At 69.3% G+C, this 18,211-nt stretch carries 20 protein-coding genes; 4 read left to right on the forward strand and 16 right to left on the reverse strand.

From position 1 onward, the window contains the following. The first annotated feature begins 35 nt into the window (after positions 1-35). Positions 36-428: a lactoylglutathione lyase gene (gloA, locus tag RA210_RS03385; protein ID WP_201485397.1), complete on the forward strand. Its 393-nt coding sequence runs from the start codon at positions 36-38 to the stop codon at positions 426-428. A gap of 59 nt (positions 429-487) precedes the next feature. Here the strand turns inward: gloA and RA210_RS03390 are convergent, their stop codons facing one another. The 3 genes from RA210_RS03390 to RA210_RS03400 form a co-directional block, all read right to left on the reverse strand. Next, a complete protein-coding gene (locus RA210_RS03390; RefSeq protein WP_201485398.1) occupies positions 488-733 on the reverse strand; it encodes a DUF2790 domain-containing protein in 246 nt (81 codons plus the stop codon). A 72-nt stretch (positions 734-805) separates the two neighbouring features. Continuing rightward, complete coding sequence (gene uraH / locus RA210_RS03395) at positions 806-1,216, reverse strand: hydroxyisourate hydrolase (protein ID WP_201485399.1); 411 nt, start codon at positions 1,214-1,216, stop codon at positions 806-808. Between the two features lie 33 nt (positions 1,217-1,249). Further along, complete coding sequence (locus RA210_RS03400; RefSeq protein ID WP_201485400.1) at positions 1,250-1,750, reverse strand: GlcG/HbpS family heme-binding protein; 501 nt, start codon at positions 1,748-1,750, stop codon at positions 1,250-1,252. A 142-nt stretch (positions 1,751-1,892) separates the two neighbouring features. Here RA210_RS03400 and RA210_RS03405 point away from each other — a divergent pair, with 142 nt between their 5' ends. Beyond that, the gene (locus tag RA210_RS03405) at positions 1,893-2,564 is read left to right on the forward strand and encodes a heavy metal response regulator transcription factor (RefSeq protein WP_201485401.1); all 672 of its coding nucleotides are present in this window, start codon (positions 1,893-1,895) and stop codon (positions 2,562-2,564) included. After that, the gene (locus RA210_RS03410) at positions 2,561-3,928 is read left to right on the forward strand and encodes a heavy metal sensor histidine kinase (protein WP_201485402.1); all 1,368 of its coding nucleotides are present in this window, start codon (positions 2,561-2,563) and stop codon (positions 3,926-3,928) included. The genes RA210_RS03405 and RA210_RS03410 overlap by 4 nt, the downstream gene beginning before the upstream one ends. 44 nt (positions 3,929-3,972) lie before the next feature. Here the strand turns inward: RA210_RS03410 and sstT are convergent, their stop codons facing one another. The 13 genes from sstT to metG form a co-directional block, all read right to left on the reverse strand. Beyond that, the gene (sstT, locus tag RA210_RS03415) at positions 3,973-5,196 is read right to left on the reverse strand and encodes a serine/threonine transporter SstT (RefSeq protein ID WP_201485403.1); all 1,224 of its coding nucleotides are present in this window, start codon (positions 5,194-5,196) and stop codon (positions 3,973-3,975) included. Between the two features lie 237 nt (positions 5,197-5,433). Further along, positions 5,434-5,619, reverse strand: coding sequence for a PA3496 family putative envelope integrity protein (locus tag RA210_RS03420; protein ID WP_136489241.1), 186 nt, complete (start codon positions 5,617-5,619; stop codon positions 5,434-5,436). Positions 5,620-5,727: 108 nt separating this feature from the next. Beyond that, a complete protein-coding gene (nth, locus tag RA210_RS03425; protein ID WP_136489240.1) occupies positions 5,728-6,366 on the reverse strand; it encodes an endonuclease III in 639 nt (212 codons plus the stop codon). Then, positions 6,363-7,079, reverse strand: a complete 717-nt coding sequence (locus RA210_RS03430; RefSeq protein WP_136489239.1) for an electron transport complex subunit E — start codon at positions 7,077-7,079, stop codon at positions 6,363-6,365. Before RA210_RS03430 ends, nth begins: the two co-directional genes overlap by 4 nt. After that, positions 7,076-7,735, reverse strand: a complete 660-nt coding sequence (gene rsxG, locus RA210_RS03435; protein WP_136489238.1) for an electron transport complex subunit RsxG — start codon at positions 7,733-7,735, stop codon at positions 7,076-7,078. Before rsxG ends, RA210_RS03430 begins: the two co-directional genes overlap by 4 nt. Positions 7,736-7,739: 4 nt before the next feature. Continuing rightward, a complete protein-coding gene (locus tag RA210_RS03440; RefSeq protein WP_201485404.1) occupies positions 7,740-8,795 on the reverse strand; it encodes an RnfABCDGE type electron transport complex subunit D in 1,056 nt (351 codons plus the stop codon). 193 nt (positions 8,796-8,988) lie between these two features. Next, positions 8,989-11,478 carry an electron transport complex subunit RsxC gene (rsxC, locus tag RA210_RS03445; protein WP_201485405.1) on the reverse strand — a complete coding sequence of 830 codons (2,490 nt, stop codon included), beginning with the start codon at positions 11,476-11,478 and terminating at the stop codon, positions 8,989-8,991. Next, positions 11,475-12,050, reverse strand: coding sequence for an electron transport complex subunit RsxB (gene rsxB / locus RA210_RS03450; protein ID WP_136489235.1), 576 nt, complete (start codon positions 12,048-12,050; stop codon positions 11,475-11,477). Before rsxB ends, rsxC begins: the two co-directional genes overlap by 4 nt. Continuing rightward, positions 12,047-12,631, reverse strand: coding sequence for an electron transport complex subunit RsxA (rsxA, locus tag RA210_RS03455; RefSeq protein WP_136489234.1), 585 nt, complete (start codon positions 12,629-12,631; stop codon positions 12,047-12,049). The genes rsxB and rsxA overlap by 4 nt, the downstream gene beginning before the upstream one ends. A gap of 224 nt (positions 12,632-12,855) precedes the next feature. Further along, the gene (locus RA210_RS03460) at positions 12,856-13,254 is read right to left on the reverse strand and encodes a DUF350 domain-containing protein (protein ID WP_136489233.1); all 399 of its coding nucleotides are present in this window, start codon (positions 13,252-13,254) and stop codon (positions 12,856-12,858) included. 27 nt (positions 13,255-13,281) lie between these two features. After that, a complete protein-coding gene (locus tag RA210_RS03465) occupies positions 13,282-14,403 on the reverse strand; it encodes a glutathionylspermidine synthase family protein (protein ID WP_201485406.1) in 1,122 nt (373 codons plus the stop codon). Then, positions 14,403-14,729 (reverse strand): hypothetical protein, encoded by a 327-nt coding sequence (locus tag RA210_RS03470; RefSeq protein WP_136489231.1) that lies wholly within the window; start codon positions 14,727-14,729, stop codon positions 14,403-14,405. Before RA210_RS03470 ends, RA210_RS03465 begins: the two co-directional genes overlap by 1 nt. 202 nt (positions 14,730-14,931) lie before the next feature. Continuing rightward, positions 14,932-16,977 (reverse strand): methionine--tRNA ligase, encoded by a 2,046-nt coding sequence (metG, locus tag RA210_RS03475; protein WP_201485407.1) that lies wholly within the window; start codon positions 16,975-16,977, stop codon positions 14,932-14,934. Between the two features lie 134 nt (positions 16,978-17,111). Between metG and apbC the strand changes: the two genes are divergently transcribed. After that, entirely contained in the window at positions 17,112-18,200 is a 1,089-nt protein-coding gene (gene apbC / locus RA210_RS03480) for an iron-sulfur cluster carrier protein ApbC (RefSeq protein ID WP_201485408.1), read from the forward strand. Positions 18,201-18,211 lie beyond the last annotated feature (11 nt).

Below are 18,211 nucleotides of genomic sequence, written 5' to 3' on the forward strand. Positions count from 1 at the left end.
TCCGGATATTGCGCAACCGACCAAGGAGAATCCCGATGAGACTGCTGCACACCATGCTGCGGGTTGGCGATATGGACAAGTCGATCGCCTTCTACACTGAAGTGCTGGGCATGACCCTGCTGCGCCGCAAGGACTACCCGGACGGCCAGTTCACCCTGGCCTTCGTCGGCTACGGCAACGAGGCCGAGAACAGCGTGATCGAGCTGACCTACAACTGGGGCGTCGACAGCTACGAGCTGGGCACCGGCTACGGCCACATCGCCCTGGAAGTCGAGGACGTCTACAAGGCCTGCGAGGACATCCGTGCCCGCGGCGGCAAGATCACCCGCGAGCCGGGGCCGATGAAGCACGGCTCGAGCATCCTGGCGTTCGTCGAGGATCCTGACGGCTACAAGATCGAGCTGCTGTCGCCGCAGCGCAAGGACTGACCGCTGTGAAACGACGAAGCCCCGCCAGCGTGCGGGGCTTCGTCGTTTCGGGCTGCCGCTCAGTTCTGCCGCGTGCAGGCCTCGGAGGTGGTGAGGTAGGACAGCCGGCGCAGGCTGTCGGTGGAGTCGCGGTAGGTCATCACCGCGGTGACGACCTCGCAGCGCGGGCTGGCCGGCTTGTCGATCCGCAGTACCTGCGCGATGTCCGGTTGGCTGCCATATCGGTAGGGCTGCACGTTGCTGTCCTCGGCCTGGGCGAGGCCGGCGATCAGCAGCAGGGGCAGGGCGATGAGGCGCATGTTCATGGTCGAACCTGTATGAAGCGGGGCGCCTGCCGCCGTCGGCGTGCGACGGGGCAGGTGCGGTGGTGGAAGGGATCAGTTGCCGCGATAGGTCGAGTAGCCGTAGGGGCTGAGCAGCAGCGGGATGTGGTAGTGCGGCACGCTGCCATCGGCGCTGAAGATCACCGGCACCTCGGGGAAGAAGGTCGCGGCCTGGTGCTCGGCGAACCACTCGCCGGTCTTGAAGGTCACCCGGTAGGTGCCCTTCTCCAGGCTCTGGCCTTCCGGGAACAGCGCGGTGATGCGGCCCTGCTCGTTGGTGGTGGCGCTGTTCAGCGCCTGCCAGGCGTTGCCGGCCTGCTTCTCCAGGGTCACCTCGACGCCCGGCGAGGGCAGGCCGTTCTCCAGGTTGAGCACGTGCACGCTGAGCGGGTTGCCGGCGGCCAGCGCCAGGGAGGACAGGCTGGCGAGCAGGGCGCCGGCACAGAGTTGCTTGAACAGGGTCATGGAGGATCTCCTCGGTCAGTGGATTGGCAGGGTTCAGAGGATTTGCGTAAGGACGCGGTCGATGGCCTGCTGGGCGCAGGCCTCGTCGTTGGCCGCGCCGCCGGCACCGGCCACGCCGATGGCGCCGATCACCTGGTCGCCGACCTTCAGCGGCAGGCCGCCGCCGAGCAGCAGCAGCTCGTCCAGGGTGTTGAGGTTGGCCGCCTCGGGGTTGCTGCGGGCGCGCTCGGCGAGCAGGCCGCTCGGCGTCTTGGTCGACAGCGCGGTGTAGGCCTTGCGCTGCGCGGCCAGGGTGTTGTGCGGGCCGACGTTGTCGTCGCGCTGCAGGGCGACCAGGTTGCCGCCGCGGTCGAGCACCGCGGCCACCGCGGTGCGGCCGTCGGCATGGCAGGCGGCGAGGGTGGCGTCGAGCAGGCGGTTGGCCAGCTCGAGGGATACGTCGGCGCGCTCGGCGACGCCGACCGGCGCGGCCAGCGCACTGGCGGCGCACAGGGCGAGGCCGGGCAGGGACAACAGGGCGATACGCTGGGACATGGGCTTCTCCGTGGCTGTGCTGGGAACGGTCGCCATCCTCGCAGGCGCTGCCGCTCAAACCGATTGCCGGCGGATTACCGCTTTGTAATGGGCGAAACGCCCGCGAAGGCCTAGCCTATGCGCCAGCGAGGAGGAGGCGACGATGCGCATACTGGTGGTGGAAGACGAGGCGAAGACGGCGGACTACCTGGGCCGGGGTCTGAGCGAGGACGGCTACCTGGTCGAGGTGGCGCGCGACGGCCTGGACGGCCTGCACCTGATCCGCGAGAGCGAGTTCGACCTGATCATCCTCGACGTCATGCTGCCGGGCCTGGACGGCTGGCAGTTGCTGCAGGAGATCCGCCGCCGCGCGCAAACGCCGGTGCTGTTCCTCACCGCCCGCGACGCGGTGGAGGACCGGGTGCGCGGCCTGGAGCTGGGCGCCGACGACTACCTGGTCAAGCCGTTCTCCTACGCCGAGCTGCTGGCGCGGGTACGCAGCCTGTTGCGCCGCGGCCCGCCGCGCGAGATCGAGCGCTTCCAGGTCGCCGACCTCGAGCTCGACCTGCTGCGGCGCCGGGTGACCCGCGGCGGCGAGCGTCTCAACCTGACCAACAAGGAGTTCGCCCTGCTGCACCTGCTGCTCAGCCGCGAGGGCGAGGTGCTGTCGCGCGCCTTCATCGCCTCGCAGGTCTGGCAGATGAACTTCGACAGCGACACCAACGTGGTCGACGTGGCGATCCGCCGCCTGCGCGCCAAGGTCGACGATCCCTATCCGTGCAAGCTGATCCACACCGTGCGCGGCATGGGTTACGTGCTGGAGGTGGCGGAGTGAGGCTGTGGCCGCGCGCCCTCAGCCTGCGCCTGGCGCTGCTGTTCGCCCTGGTCGGCGTGCTGCTGCTCGGTGCCATCGGCTTCTACCTGTACGCCTCGCTGGAGCGCGAGATCGCCTGGCGCGACGACCAGGCCCTGCTCGGCCGCCTCGAGCGCATGCGCGGGCTGCTCGACGACAGCGCCAGCATCGCCGCGCTGCGCCAGCGTCCGCAGCTGTACGGCAACATGCTCGGCAACCGCGACAGCCTGCTGTGGCTGCTCGATGCCGAGGGCCGCGCGCTGATCGAGGTCAACCCGGCGCAGCTGGCGCTGCCGCGCCTGGCGGCGACGCCGCAGGTGCGCCTGGCCGACAGCGCCGACGGCAGCGCGCGGCTGGCCTGGCTGCAGGTGGCCGGCGACGGCGGCGCGCTGACCCTGGTCGCCGGCAAGCTGCTCGCCGAGCGTGCGCAGATGCTCGCCGCCTACCGCCTCAAGCTGTGGCTGGCGCTGGCGGTCGGTGCGCTGCTGGCCTTCCTGCTCGGCTGGGCAGTCAGCCAGCGCGCCCTGCGCCCGCTGCGCCGGCTGGCGGCGCGCGCCGAGGGCATCGACGTGCAGCACCTGCACCTGCGCCTGGCCGGCGGCGAGCAGGTCAGCGAGCTGCGCGGCCTGAGCGTCGCCCTCGACCGCATGCTCGCCCGCCTGGAGGACGGCTTCGCCCAGCTGTCGCGCTTCTCCGAGGACCTCGCCCACGAGATGCGCACGCCGCTCGGCAACCTGATGGGCCAGACCCAGCAGACCCTGCGCCAGCCGCGCACGGCGGAGGAGTACGAGAACCTGCTGGCCTCCTGCCTGGAGGAATACGAGCGGCTGGCGCGGATGATCGACAGCATGCTGTTCCTCGCCCGCACCGAGCAGCCGCAGGCCTCGGTCAGTCGCGAGGCGGTCGACCTGCACGGGCTGGCCGAGCAGCTCTGCGAGTACTTCGAGGGCATGGCCGAGGAGCGCGAGCTGCGCCTGGTCAACCGCGCGCAGGGCAGCCTGCAGGCCGATCCCCAGCTGCTGCGCCGGGCGCTGGCCAACCTGCTGGCCAACGCCTTGCGCCACGCCACGCCGGGCACCGCGGTGAGCATCGACAGCCGGCGCACGGCGACGGCGCTGGAGATCGCCGTGCACAACGCGGGCGAGCCGATCGGCGCCGAACACCTGCCGCGGCTGTTCGAGCGCTTCTACCGCTGCGACCCTTCGCGCGCCCAGCCGGGCGACACCGGCGGCCTCGGCCTGGCCATCGTGCGCTCGATCATGCAGCTGCACGGCGGCAGCGAGCGGGTGAGCAGCGATGCCGACGGTACCCGCTTCGTCCTGGTGTTCCCCTCGACCGGCGCCTGAGTTCGGAGTCCGTGCAGCCTGCGCGGAGGCACGGGGGCGGGCGGTCAGTCCCGCTTCGCCATGCAGGCGGCAGCGGTGAGCAGCACGTCGGTGGAGGAGTTCAGCGCGGTCTCGGTGGAATCCTGGACGATGCTGATGATGAAGCCGATGGCCACCACCTGCATGGCGATCTCGCTGGGGATGCCGAACAGGCTGGTGGCCAGCGGGATCAGCAGCAGCGAGCCGCCGGCCACGCCGGAGACGCCGGCGGCGCTGATCGAGGCGATCACGCAGAGCAGCAGGGCGGTGGGGATGTCCACGGCGATGCCCAGGGTGTGCACCGCGGCCAGGGTCAGCACGCTGATGGTGATGGCCGCGCCGGCCATGTTGATGGTGGCGCCCAGCGGGATCGATACCGAGTAGGTGTCCTCGTGCAGGCCCAGGCGCTCGCACAGCTGCAGGTTGACCGGGATGTTGGCCGCCGAGCTGCGGGTGAAGAAGGCGGTGATGCCGCTCTCGCGCAGGCAGGTCAGCACCAGCGGGTAGGGGTTGCGGCGGATCTTCCAGTACACGATCAGCGGGTTGACCACCAGGGCGACCAGCAGCATGCAGCCGACCAGCACCGCCAGCAGGCGGGCGTAGCCGAGCAGCGCGTCGAGGCCGGCCTCGGCCAGCGCCGCGGCGACCAGGCCGAAGGCGCCCAGCGGGGCGAAGCGGATCACCACGCGGACGATCTCCGACACGCCGTGGGACAGGTCGTGCAGCACGGTACGGGTGGTGTCGCTGCCGTGGCGCAGCGCGATGCCCAGGCCGATGGCCCAGGCCAGGATGCCGATGAAGTTGGCGTCGAGCAGGGCGCGCACCGGGTTGGTGAGCAGGCTGCCCAGCAGCGCGGCCAGCACCTCGCCGATGCCGCCGGGAGCGCTGGCCTCGGCGCCCGTGCCGTTCAGCACCAGGGTCGAGGGGAACAGGAAGCTGGCGCTCACGCCGACCAGGGCTGCGGCCAGGGTGCTGATCAGGTAGAGGATCAGCACCGGGCGGATGTGGGTCTGCTGGCCGCGCTTGTGGCTGGCGATGGCCGAGGTCACCAGCAGGAACACCAGTGGCGGCGCCACGGCCTTGAGCGCGGCGACGAACAGGTTGCCGACGAAACCGACGGACTGGCCTGCCTGCGGGGAGATCAGCGCGAGCAGGATGCCGGCGATCAGGCCGATGACGATCTGGGTGACCAGGCTGGTGCGGGCGAGCCGCTGCAGTAGCAGGCGTGGGGAGGTGGTGGCATTGCTCATGGACTGTCTCGCGGTGGTTCCGGACACCGCCGCGCTGCAGTCTTCGACGGCGGCGCAGCGCCGTCCGTATGCTGCAGGGCACGGGGCGGGGCCTCGTGCGAGAGGGGGGCGATTGTACGGCGCGCGAGGGGACGCGGCAAAGTGCCGGCCGGCAGGGACAGTCCCGCCCGGCGCGAGGCCGGGCGGTGGCAAGCAGGACAAGGGTAGGGGCGCGGCGCGGACCGCTCGCGAGGGCGGTTACAGATCGAAGTCGTAGTCGGCGAGCCGCTTCTTCAGGCGGCGCTCTTCCAGCAGGTTGTCGATCACGCGGCGCTTGGCCAGGTTGCTCTTGCTGGTCGGTGCATCCTTGGCGTCGGTGTCATCCGCTTCGGCGTCGACGACGAAGTCTTCATCCAGGTCGAGGTCGGGTTTGGCTTGGGCCATGACTGCTACTCCAGAGATCAGAGGACCGTATGGCGCACCTTATAGCGGCAAAATTCTGGAGGGTAAAAAAGAATTTATTTATCGCCTGAGAAGGAATCCTATATCGGATCAATCATCGGAAGTCTTGTGCCTGTACTCGCACAGATCCTCGATCCGGCAGCTGCCGCACTGCGGCTTGCGCGCCTTGCACACGTAGCGGCCGTGCAGGATCAGCCAGTGGTGGGCGTCGAGCAGGTATTCCTTCGGCACGAACTTGACCAGCTTCTTCTCCACCTCCAGCACGGTCTTGCCGGGGGCGATGCCGGTGCGGTTGCTGACCCGGAAGATGTGGGTGTCGACCGCCATGGCCGGCTGGCGGAAGGCGGTGTTGAGCACCACGTTGGCGGTCTTGCGGCCGACCCCGGGCAGCGCCTCCAGCTCCTCGCGGGTGCTCGGCACCACGCTGTCGTGGCGCTCGATGAGCAGGCGGCAGGCCTCGATGACGTTCTTCGCCTTGCTGCGGTACAGGCCGATGGTCTTGATGTACTGCTCGAGGCCCTCGACGCCGAGAGCGTGGATTGCCTCCGGAGTGTTGGCCACCGGGAACAGCCTGGCGGTGGCCTTGTTGACGCCGACGTCGGTGGCCTGGGCGGAGAGGATCACCGCCACCAGCAGCTCGAAGACGCTCTGGTATTCCAGCTCGGTGGTCGGCTCGGGATTGTCCTCCTTCAGGCGACGGAAGATCTCCGCGCGCTTGGCCGCATTCATTCCACCACTCCGGTGACGCGCACGCGGCGGCTCGGTGCGGGCTCGGGAGCCGGCTGGCTGGCCCTGGCGCGTTCTTCGGCGCGCTCGTCGAGGATGTTCTTGCCGGCGATCAGCAGGCCCAGCACCAGGAAGGCGCCGGGCGGCAGGATGGCCAGCAGGAAGCCCTTGTAGTCGCTGCCGAACAGGTTGAGTTCCCAGCTGGCGGCGATCGGGCCGAACAGCAGCTCCATGTTGGCGAACAGCGTGCCGGTGCCGAGCAGCTCGCGGATGGCGCCGAGCGCCAGCAGCACCAGGCCGAAGCCGGTGCCCATCATCAGGCCGTCGAAGGCCGAGCGGGCGACGCCGTTCTTCGCCGCGAAACCGTCGGCACGGCCGAGGATCACGCAGTTGGTGGTGATCAGCGGGATGAAGATGCCGAGGATCTGGTACAGCTCGTAGGTGAACGCCTGCATCAACAGCTCGATGCAGGTGGTCAGCGCGGCGATGATCATCACGAAGGCTGGCAGGCGCACGGCGGTCTGGGTCACGCTGCGGATGCTCGACACCGCGGCGTTGGAGCAGGCCAGCACCAGCGCGGTGGCGAGGCCGAGGCCGAGGGCGTTGACCGTCGAGTTGCTGGTGCCGAGCAGCGGGCACAGGCCGAGCAGCTGGACCAGGCCGGGGTTGTTCTTCCACAGGCCGTTGACGGCGATTTCGCGGTAGCTCTGGCTCATTGCGCGCGCTCCTGTTCGGGCGTCGGTTGGGCGGCGGCCTGGGCGAACAGCTCGGCCTTGTGCCCGTCGAAATACTGCAGGGCGTGGTGTACCGCCTTGACCACCGCACGCGGGGTGATGGTGGCGCCGGCGAACTGGTCGAACACGCCCTGGTCCTTCTTCACGCCCCAACCGGCCTCGCCCGGGTCGACCAGCGACTTGCCGTTGAAGGCCAGCACCCAGGGGCTCTTGGCCAGCTCGATCTTGTCGCCCAGGCCCGGGGTTTCCTTGTGCGCCAGCACGCGCACGCCGGCCAGGCGGCCGTCGGCGTGGATGCCGACCAGCAGGCGGATGCTGCCGCTGTAGCCGTCCGGGGCCACGGCCTGGAGGATTATGGCGCTCGGCTGGCCACCCTTCAGCGCCAGGTAGGCCGGCAACGGCCTGTCGCTGCCGAGCAGCGGGTCGACGAGGTCGAGGCGATTGTCCAGCAGGTGGTTGTCGTAGCTGCCCTGCGGCAGGATCTCGGCCAGCGCACGCACCTGCGCCTCGCGTTCGGCAGCGGCGATGCGCGAGGCGGTGCCCTGCTGGGTGACGGCCACCACGCCGACGGTGGCGACGGCGAACAGGCCGAGGATCAGGGCGTTGCGCAGCATCGAGCGCGGCATTTCCGGCAGCATGGCCTCAGTCTCCCAGCTTGAAGCCGCGTTCCGGCTTGCGGTGGCCGTAGGTGCGCGGACGGGTGTAGTAGTCGATGGTCGGCGCGGCCAGGTTCATCAGCAGCACGGCGAAGGCCACGCCGTCCGGGTAGCCGCCCCAGGTGCGGATCACGTAGGCGAGGATGCCGACGCCGGCACCGAAGATCACCCGGCCGAGCAGGCTGGTGGCGCCGGACACCGGGTCGGTGACGATGAAGAACGCGCCGAGCATGCTGGCGCCGGTGAGCAGGTGGAACAGCGGCGAGCCGTTGGAGTCGGAGCCCGAGCCGTTCCAGAACAGCAGGCTCATCAGGCCGAGGGCGGCGAGCATGCCGACCGGCGCGTGCCAGGTGAACACCCGCTTGTACAGCAGGAACAGGCCGCCGGCGAGGAAGGCCAGGTTGACCGCCTCGGCGCCGTAGCCGCCGAGGCTGCCGAACGCCGGGTTGCTTTGCCACAGCTCGGCGATGGTCAGGCTCTTGTTGACCTTGAGCGCGTCCAGCGCAGTGGCCTGGGTCCAGGCGTCCGGCAGGCCGGAGGTCAGGCCGAGGATGCGCTGCAGGCCCTCGACCAGGCCGAGGGTCGGGCTGACCGCCTCGAAGCCGCGCGGCGCCGGCCAGCTGGTCATCTCCACCGGGAAGGAGATCAGCGCCACCACGTAGCCGAGCATCGCCGGGTTGAACGGGTTCTGGCCGAGGCCGCCGAACAGTTGCTTGCCGAACACGATGGCGAAGGCGGTGGCCACCAGGGTCAGCCACCAGGGCGAGTAGGGCGGCAGGGCCAGGGCCAGCAGCACGGCGGTGAGCACCGCGCTGTAGTCGCGCAGGAAGAAGGCCACCCGGCGCCGGCGCAGGCGCAGCACCGCGGCTTCGCAGCCGAGGGCGACGGCGCTGGCCCAGAGGAGGTTGATCAGGGTGCCGAAGCCGTACAGCCAGGTCAGCACCAGGATGCCGGGCACGGTGGCCAGCAGCACCAGCTGCATGACCTTCTGGGTGCGGTTGCTGCCCGTGGCGTGGGGCGAGGTGATGCGGGGCAGGGCCATGGGTGCTCCGTTGTGGGCTTGCCTGGGGAGGTTGCCCTCCGCCTGCCGGTGGTGACCGGCGATGATCTTGGGGTTCGTAGGGTGGGTCAGGCCGAAGGCCGTAACCCACCACCCGGCTGCAAGGCCGGCCAGCGTGTGCCGGCTGTCGCCGGCATCGGTGGGTTACGCCGCAGGCGGCTAACCCACCCTACGGTCATGTGCTCTGCTGCTCCGCCAGCCTGCCTTCGGCCTCGGCCAGTCGCGCGCGAGCAGCCTCCAGCGCGGCCGGGTCGGCGTTCTCGTCGCGCTCCAGCTTGCGCAGGTCGGCGCGGGCGAAGGCGACCTCGGTCTTCAGGGCGCGGGTGGCCTCGTCGACCGGGCGCTTGTCGGTGCGCACCAGCTCCGGCGCCGGCTTGTTCGAGGCGTCCTCGGCGGCGTGCAGGGCCTGCTCGGCGCCTGCCAGCGCCTCGCGCAGCCGGGCCAGTTCGCTTTCGTCGGCGCCGGCCTTCTCGGCTTTCTTCAGCTCGGCGCGCTTCATCGCCAGCTCGACCTTGGCCTTCTTCAGCGGGTCGATCTCGGCCCTGGCCGGTTCGGCCGGCGCGGGTGCCGGTGCTGCGGCCTGCTGTTCCAGCGCGGCCAGGGCCTTCTCCGCGTGCGCCTGCTGCTCGCGCAGTCTGGCCAGTTCGGTCTGCTGTTCGGCGTCCGGGGCCTCGAGCTTCTCCAGCTTGCGGATCTGCGCCTTGAGCATGGCGGCCTCGATCTTGGCCTTCTTCAAGGCCTCGTCGCCGGCCGGCCTGGCGGCGGCAGGAGCGGGCGCGGCGCTTCCGGCGGCGGCCAGCGCCTGGTCGGCGGCGGCGAGCTGCTCGCGCAGCTTCGCCAGTTCGGCCTGCTGGGCCTCGTCAGGGGCCTCGAGCTTCTCCAGCTTGCGGATCTGCGCCTTGAGCATGGCGGCTTCGATCTTGGCCTTCTTCAGCGCCTCGTCGCCGGCCGGCTTGGCGGCGGCGGGCGCGGCCGGAGCGGAGGCCTGGGCTGCGGCGAGGGCCTTCTGTGCGGCTTCCAGCGCGGCGCGCAGCTCGGCGACCTGGGCGTGCAGTTCGGGTGTATCGTGCTGGGCCAGTTGCTTCTCGGCCTTCTTCAGCGCCACCTGGGCCATGCTGGCCTCGATCTTCAGGCGCTTGAGTTCCTCGCTCGCCGCGCTGGCGGCCGGTGCGGCAGCTTCCTCGGGCTTGGCGGCGGCTTCGGCCTGGGCGGCCTTGGCGCGTGCGGCCTTCTCGGCGCGCGCCTTGCGTTCCTCTTCCTTGCGCTCTTCCTCGCGGCGCAGGCGCTCCTGGCGCAGCTCGAAGCGCTGCTTGGAATGCTCGGCCTTCTGCTGCTTCTGCTCCAGTTCGCGGATTTCCGCCTTGGCCGCCCGGTAGTACTGCACCAGCGGGATGCTCGACGGGCAGACGTAGGCGCAGGCGCCGCACTCGATGCAGTCGAACAGGTTGTGCGCCTTGAGCTGCTCGTGCTCGCTGCCGAGGGCGAAGAAGTGCAGCTGCTGCGGCAGCAGGCTGGCCGGACAGGCCAGGGCGCACTCGCCGCAGCGGATGCACGGCATGGCCGGCGGCGGCGGCGGCAGTTCCTTGCTCGTCGGCGCCAGCAGGCAGTTGGTGGTCTTGACCAGCGGCACGTCGAGCGCCGGCAGGGTGAAGCCCATCATCGGTCCGCCCATGATCAGGCGGTCCATCTTGTTCGCGTCGAGGCCGGCGAAGGCCAGCAGCTCGCCGACCGGAGTGCCGATCAGCGCCTCGACGTTCATCGGCCGGGCCAGGGCCTCGCCGGTGAGGGTGACGATCCGCGCGATCAGCGGCCGGCCGAGCACCACAGCGTCGTGCACCGCCACCGCGGTGCCGACGTTCTGGCAGAGCATGCCGATGTCCGCCGGCAGGCCGCCGGCCGGCACTTCGCGGCCGGTGAGGATCTGGATCAGCTGCCGCTCGCCCCCCGACGGGTACTTGGTGGGGAACACGCGCAGCTGGTAGCTGCGCTCGCCGAGGGCGGCGCGCACCGCGGCGATGGCCTCGGGCTTGTTGTCCTCGATGCCGATCAGCACCTCGTCCGGCTGGATCAGCTGGGCCAGGATGTCGATGCCGACCACCAGTTCGGCGGCCTTCTCGCGCATCAGCACATCGTCGGCGGTGATGTACGGCTCGCACTCGGTGCCGTTGATCACCAGGGTGTGGATCTTCTGCTGCGGCCGCGCGGTGAGCTTGACCGCGGTGGGGAAGCCGGCGCCGCCCAGGCCGTTGATGCCGGCGTCGCGGATCCTCTCCAGCAGCTCCTCGGGCGCCAGGGCGCGGAAGTCGGCGCAGGGAGCCAGCTCGCACCATTGGTCCAGACCGTCGGCCTCGATGACGATGGCCGGTGCCAGCATGCCGGAGGCGTGCGGGTAGGGCTGCGGGCCGATGAAGGTCACGGTGCCGGAGGTCGGCGCATGCACCGGGACGCTGACGAAGCCGGTGGCTTCGGCGATCTTCTGGCCCTTGCGCACCCGCTCGCCGACCGCCACGCACGGCTCGGCCGGCGCGCCGATGTGCTGGCTGAGCGGCAGGGTCAGCTGCCTGGGCAGCGGCGCCGGCTGGATCGGCGTGCGGTTGGACAGTTCCTTGCGCTCCGGCGGATGGATGCCGCCGGGGATGTCCCAGATCTTCGCGCGTACGTTCATGCGGCCTGCTCCCGGTCGCTGGCGATCAATTGGCCGGGAGGGAGCGGGCGCTCCCACTTCCAGTTCTGCACGCTGCCGCCCACCTCGAGCATGTCGATGCAGTCCACCGGGCAGGGCTCCACGCACAGGTCGCAGCCGGTGCACTCGTCCTTGATCACCGTGTGCATCTGCCGCGCCGCGCCGACGATGGCGTCGACCGGGCAGGCCTGCAGGCACTTGGTGCAGCCGATGCACTCGGCCTCGCGGATGAAGGCGACCATGCGCGGCTTCTCGCCGCCGGCGGCGTCGAGCGGTTCGGCCTCGACGTCGAGCAGGTCGGCCAGCGCCTGCACGGTGGTCTGCCCGCCGGGCGGGCACTTGTTGATCTTGTCGCCGCCGGCGATGGCCTCTGCGTAGGGCTTGCAGCCCGGGTAGCCGCACTGGCCGCACTGGGTCTGCGGCAGCAGGGCGTTGATCTGCTCGACGATGGGGTCGCCCTCGACGCGGAAACGCACCGCGGCATAGCCGAGGATGGCGCCGGCGATCAGGCAGATCGCGGCCAGGGCAACGACGGCAATGAGGACCAGACTCATAGCTTGATCAATCCGGTGAAGCCCATGAACGCCAGCGACATCAGGCCGGCGGTGACCAGGCCGATGGCCGCGCCGCGGAACGGCTTGGGCACGTCGGCGATGGCGATGCGTTCGCGCATGGCGGCGAACAGCACCAGCACCAGGGAGAAGCCCAGGCCGGCGGCGAAGCCGTTGGCGGTGGCGGTGAAGAAGGTGAACTCGGCCTTGTTGGCGTTGAGCAGGGCCACACCGAGCACGATGCAGTTGGTGGTGATCAGCGGCAGGAAGATGCCGAGCACGCGGTACAGCACGGGACTGGTCTTGTTCACCACCATCTCGGTGAACTGCACCACCACGGCGATCACCAGGATGAAGGTGATGGTCTTGAGGAACTCGAGATCCAGCGGCTTGAGCACGTACTGCTGCACCAGGTAGCAGCACATGGCGGCCAGGGTCAGCACGAAGGTGGTGGCCAGCGCCAGGCCGATGGCGGTTTCGATCTTCTTCGAAACCCCCATGAACGGGCAGAGGCCAAGGAACTGCACCAACACGAAGTTGTTGACCAGAATGGCGCTGACCAGGATTAGGGCGAATTCGGTCATGGGCAGGGAGACTCGCGCCGGTGGATAAAGGGGGCGCATATTATCGTGAACCCGTTCATAGCGTACAAGCGGAGCGGGCTGGGCGTTTTTAAGCTCTTTTTGGAATAAATACTGCGTGTCCGGCTATTTGCGTGGCTTGCAGCCGGCTCGGAGCGAGGTGCGTCCCATTGTCGCGAGCGCCCTTGTCGCAGGCGCGGGCCAGAGGCGCCGGCGCCTGCGGGATGTCAGTAGACCATGCAGGCGGCGTTGAGCAGGCCGGCGCACAGGGCGCTGCCGCCGAGGAACAGGCCGTGGGCCAGGCAGTTGCCGGTGATGCCCTGGCGCAGCTCGGGGAGCAGCCGGGCGACCGCCAGGTAGACCAGCGCCTGCACCAGCATGGCGATGCAGCCCCACACCAGCATGTCGAGCAGGCTGGTGCTGTGGGCGATGCTGCTGGCCAGCGGCAGGGCGAAGCCGAGCAGCGCGCCGATTAGGGCCAGGGCGGCGGCGAGGTTGCCGGCACGGATCAGTTCCAGTTCGGCGTAGGGCGTCAGGCGGATGTACAGGCTGGCGAACAGGCCGAACAGGGCCAGCGCAGTGGCGAAGTAGGCGAGGAAGCTGGGCAGGGTTTGCAGCAGGTCCACGACGGGATCTCCTTGGATTCGGTGGGCTCAGGCGTTGCGGAAGAAGTGCGGCACGAAGCGGCTGCTGTCGCGGGTGATCGGCCCGGCATCCTCGCGGATGCCCAGGCCCGCGGCGCGCTCGCCGACCATCCAGCAGCCGAGCACCGGGTAGTTGCCGGCGAACTCCGGCAGCGGCGCATACGCCTGCCAGATGCACGGCGCCTGGCCATGCGGGCCGTCGCTGGCCAGGATGCCGCCCTCGCTGACGATGCGGATGTTCTCGCCCTCGCGCGAATACAGCGGCTTGCGCACGTGGGGCAGCGGCAGGTCGTCTCCGAAGCTGGCCGGCAGCAGGTTGGGGTGCTCGGGAAACAGCCGCCAGAGGATCGGCAGCAGCGCCTTGCACGACAGCAGCAGCTTCCACGCCGGTTCGAGGAAGCGGATGCCGCTGGTCGCCACGTGGGCACCGAATTCGTCCTCCAGCAGCCATTCCCACGGATACAGCTTGAAGCAGTGGCGGATCGGCCGGCCGTCCTCGTCGACGAAGCAGCGCCGCGCGGCATCGAAGCCGATCCGCTCGATCGGCAGGTAGTCGCTGGCCAGGCCCGCCTGGTGCGCGGTGTCCAGCAGGTACAGGGCGTTGCCGGTGTCCTCCTCATGGCCGGCGAGGGCGGCGAAGTGCACCGGATCGCCGGGATCGAGCGCCCGCCAGCGCTCGATCAACTGCTCGTGCAGCGAGTTGAACTGGTCGGCGTCCGGCAGCACGTCCTGCAGCCAGAACCACTGTACCACGCTGGCTTCCAGCAGGCCGGTGGGGGTGTCGGCGTTGTACTCGAGCAGCTTCGGCGCGCCCGTGCCGTCCCAGGAGAAGTCGAAGCGTCCGTACAGACTGGGCTCCTGCCGCTGCCAGGAGTCGACGATCAGCTCGCGAGCGCGCGGCGGCAGGGCGAAGGGCGCGAAGTGCTCATGGCGGACGATCCAGTCCACCGCCTCCAGGCAGCGCTGGTGCAGGTCCTCGCTGGCGCTTTCCAGCGTCTCGATCTGCTCCAGGGAGAACTCGTAGGCGGCCGACTCGTCCCAGTAGGTGCCGTCGATGCTGTGGAAGGTGAAACCCAGCTGCTCGCACTGGGCGCGCCAGTGCGGTCGCGGGGTGAAGGCGCGGCGCTGCATCAGCCGCCCCCCGAGAAGCGCGCCCCGGAGCTGCCGAAGCCGCCACGGGCGACCATCTGCCGGGTCTGCACCAGGTGCTGGCGGGCCGTGTAGGGGCGGGAGCCGTCCTCGTAGCTGGGGCCGAGATAGCGGCTGACGCCGACGTAGCCGGAGCCACCGCTGCCGCCGCTGCTCTCGGGCTCGCAGGCCCAGGCGTGCTGGGCCCAGTCGGCCTGGCACTCCTCCTGGCTGGCGTAGCGGTCGCGGTAGACCGCGTCGTGGTGGAGGACGGACATCAGCACGCCGCCGGTGAGCACGCTGGTGAATACGACGGTGGATTTCTTCATGCGTCCTTGCGTGGTTCAGAAAGCGAGGCCGCCAAGTTTAACCGCGGCGGCGGGAAAAATCGGTGATGCGTGCCCGCGTGAGGTTCCGATCATGCCCACGCTCCTGCGTGGGCATGCAGCCCGAGCCGCTCCTGCGGCTGGACGCGGAGCGTCCAAGGCGGGGTTCCCACGCGGAGCATGGGAACCATTGACGTGCCAGCAGTCAGTGCACGCGCTGGCCCGGCTTGGCGCCGGCGTCCGGGCTGAGCAGGAAGATCTCCTCGCCGCCCGGGCCGGCGGCCAGCACCATGCCCTCGGACAGGCCGAACTTCATCTTGCGCGGCGCCAGGTTGGCCACGTACAGGGTCAGGCGGCCCTCCAGCTTGCTCGGGTCCGGGTAGGCGGACTTGATGCCGCTGAACACGTTGCGCTTGGCGTCGCCGATGTCCAGGGTCAGGCGCAGCAGCTTGTCGGCGCCCTCGACGAACTCGCACTTCTCGATCAGGGCGATGCGCAGGTCGACGGCGGCGAAGGCGTCGAAGTTGATTTCCGCAGCCAGCGGCTCCTTGACCAGCTCGCCATTGCCGGTCGGGGCGGCGGCTTCGGTGCTCTGGGCGGCGAGGTCTTCCTTGGAGGCTTCGATCATGGCGTCAATCTTCGCAGGTTCGATACGGGTCATCAGCGGGGTGAACGGGTTGAGCTGGTGGTTGGCCAGGCGCAGCTCGTGGTCCTGCCAGGTCAGCGGGGCGACGTTGAGGAAGCCCTCGGCGGCGGCGGCCAGGTTGGGCAGCACCGGCTTGAGGAAGATCACCAGCTGGCGGAACAGGTTGACGCCGAAGGCGCAAATCTCCTGGACCTCGGCCTGCTTGCCCTCGACCTTGTTCAGCGCCCACGGCGCCTTGTCGGCGATCCAGGCGTTGGCGCGGTCGGCCAGATGCATGATCTCGCGCATGGCGCGGCCGAAGTCGCGGTGCTCGTAGGCCTCGGCGATGCTCGGCGCGGCGGCCTGGAAGGCCTCCCACAGCTCGGGCTCGGGATTGGCGTCGACCATCACCCCGGCGTTGCCCTTGTGGATGAAGCCGGCGCAGCGGCTGGCGATGTTGACCACCTTGCCGACCAGGTCCGAGTTGACCTTCTGCACGAAGTCCTCGAGGTTGAGGTCCAGATCGTCCACGCCGCGCGACAGCTTGCTGGCGTAGTAGTAGCGCAGGTACTCGGGATTGAGGTGATCCAGGTAGGTGCGCGCCTTGATGAAGGTGCCGCGCGACTTGGACATCTTCTGGCCGTTGACGGTCAGGTAGCCGTGCACGTTGACCGCGGTCGGCTTGCGGTAGCCGGCGCCTTCCAGCATCGCCGGCCAGAACAGGGTGTGGAAGTTGACGATGTCCTTGCCGATGAAGTGGTACAGCTCGGCCTTGGAATCCTTGTTCCAGAAGGCGTCGAAGTCCAGCTCCGGGCGGCGCGCGCAGAGGTTCTTGAAGCTGGCCATGTAGCCGACCGGCGCGTCCAGCCAGACGTAGAAGTACTTGCCCGGCTCGTCGGGGATCTCGAAGCCGAAGTAGGGTGCATCGCGGGAGATGTCCCACTCCTGCAGGCCGCCGTCCAGCCATTCGGCGATCTTGTTGGCCACCGCGTCCTGCAGGGCGCCGCCGCGGGTCCACTGCTTGAGCATCGCCTCGAAGTCGGGGAGCTTGAAGAAGAAGTGCTTGGAGTCGCGCAGCACCGGGGTGGCGCCTGAGATCGCCGAGCGCGGGTCCTTCAGCTCGGTCGGCTCGTAGGTGGCGCCGCACTTCTCGCAGTTGTCGCCGTACTGGTCCTCGGCGGCGCACTTCGGGCAGGTGCCCTTGATGAAGCGGTCGGCGAGGAACATGCCCTTCTCGGGATCGAAGTACTGGGTCACCGAGCGGGTGGCGATGTGTCCGGCCTCGCGCAGCTTCAGGTAGATGCCGGTGGCCAGCTCGCGGTTCTCGATCGAGTGGGTCGAGTGGAAGTTGTCGAAGTTGACCAGGAAGTCGGCGAAATCGCCGCTGTGCTCGGCCTGCACGCCGTCGATCAGCTGCTGGGGCGTGATGCCTTCCTTCTCGGCGCGCAGCATGATCGCCGAGCCGTGGGCGTCGTCGGCGCAGACGTAGATGCACTGGTTGCCGCGCTGTTTCTGGAAGCGCACCCAGATGTCGGTCTGGATGTACTCGAGCATGTGGCCCAGGTGGATGGAGCCGTTGGCGTAGGGCAGGGCGCTGGTAACGAGAATCTGGCGGGGCTCGGACATGATGATCGGCTGCACTGGCGAAACAGGGAAAGGCGGGAACTATATAGGCACGGGCGGTTTTTTTCATCCGCGGGGCTGGCGCTCGGGTAGGATATCCCCCTGTTCCGCTCAACCATTCTTCCCGGGAGTCACCCATGAGTGCCGTCACCCGCGCCGCCGTCGAGGCGGTTCTGCGTCAGTACCTTGATCCGCATCTCGATCAGGACCCGGTCAGCGCCGGCTGCCTGCGCGACGTCGCCATCGACGGCGGTCGCGTGCGCGTGCGTCTGGAGCTGGGCTACGCCGCCGGGCTGTTCAAGGCCGGCTGGGCCGAGCTGCTCGAGTCCGGCCTGGAGAATCTCGACGGCGTGACCGAAGCCGTGGTGCAGGTGGACTGCGTGATCCCCGCCCACCAGGTGCCGGCGCAGACCCAGGCGCTGGCCGGGGTGAAGAACGTCATCGCCGTGGCCTCCGGCAAGGGCGGCGTCGGCAAGTCGACCACCGCCGCCAACCTGGCGCTGGCGCTGGCCCGCGAGGGCGCGCGGGTCGGCATCCTCGACGCCGACATCTACGGCCCCAGCCAGGGGCTGATGCTCGGCATCAAGGACGGCACCCGCCCGCAGGTGAGGGACGGCCAGTGGTTCGTGCCGCTCGAGGCCCACGGCGTGCAGGTGATGTCGATGGCCTTCCTCGCCGACGAGCGCACGCCGATGGTCTGGCGCGGGCCGATGGCCTCCGGCGCGCTGCTGCAGCTGATCACCCAGAGCGCCTGGGACAACCTCGACTACCTGGTGGTGGACATGCCGCCGGGCACCGGCGACATCCAGCTGACCCTGGCGCAGAAGGTGCCGGTGGCCGGCGCGCTGATCGTCACCACCCCGCAGGACCTGGCCCTGCTGGATGCCAGGAAGGGCGTGGAGATGTTCACCAAGGTCAACATCCCGGTGCTCGGCGTGGTGGAGAACATGGCGGTGCACATCTGCTCGAACTGTGGGCATGCTGAGCACCTGTTCGGCGAGGGCGGCGGGGCCAAGCTGGCCGCGCAGTACGGCGTCGAGGTGCTGGCCTCCCTGCCGCTGGCCATGGCCATCCGCGAGCAGGCCGACGGCGGCAAGCCGACCGTGGTGGCCGAGCCGGACGGTCCGCTGGCGCTGCTTTACCAGCAGCTGGCGTGCAAGGTTGGCGCGCGGCTGGTGCGCCAGACGGCGCCGGCGATGCCGAGCATCAGCATCAGCGAGGATTGATCCGCGAGACG

Origin of the sequence: Pseudomonas sp. OF001, from assembly GCF_904426495.1 — a bacterium.
Classification (GTDB): Bacteria; Pseudomonadota; Gammaproteobacteria; order Pseudomonadales; family Pseudomonadaceae; genus Geopseudomonas.